At 73.2% G+C, this 545-nt stretch carries 2 protein-coding genes; both read left to right on the top strand.

From position 1 onward, the window contains the following. A partial coding sequence (moaC, locus tag L687_RS24565; RefSeq protein WP_021198451.1) for a cyclic pyranopterin monophosphate synthase occupies positions 1-366 on the top strand: 366 nt, incomplete at its 5' end. Then, the coding region (locus tag L687_RS24560) for a hypothetical protein (protein WP_021198450.1) at positions 363-545 on the top strand (183 nt) is incomplete at its 3' end. The genes moaC and L687_RS24560, both read left to right, overlap by 4 nt.

Here is a 545-nt window from a genome sequence, read left to right as displayed (position 1 = left end):
CGCGATGGCACCGTGCCGAAGGGCGACGTGCTCGCCGTGGCACGCATCGCGGGCATCCAGGCGGCCAAGTCCACCCCCGCGCTGCTGCCGCTGGCGCACGTGATCGGCGTGCATCGGGCGAGCGTCGACCTCGAGATCGTCGACGACGGCGTGCGCATCGAGGCGACGGTGGGCACCGCCGACCGTACCGGTGTCGAGATGGAGGCGCTGACGGCCGTGTCGGTCACCGCCCTCGCGATCGTCGACATGATCAAGGGCGTCGACCGCGCCGTCGTGATCGAAGACGTGCGGATCGTGGCGAAGTCGGGCGGCCGTTCCGGCGACTGGGTCCGTCCGGGCGAAGCAGACCCCGGAGACCCCCGATGACGCGGGTGCGCTACTTCGCCGCTGCTGCGGAGGCTGCGGGAACCGACGTCGAGGAGCGCGGGGAGCGGTCACTCGTCGCCCTGCGCGCGGCGGTCGTCGCCGAGCATCCGGCCCTCGTCGACATCCTGCCGCGCTGCGCGGTGCTCGTCGACGGGGTGCGCACCGACGGCGACCTCGCC

This window comes from Microbacterium maritypicum MF109 (assembly GCF_000455825.1).
Lineage (GTDB): Bacteria > Actinomycetota > Actinomycetes > Actinomycetales > Microbacteriaceae > Microbacterium > Microbacterium maritypicum_A.
This window is presented reverse-complemented; position numbering and strand designations above follow the sequence as displayed.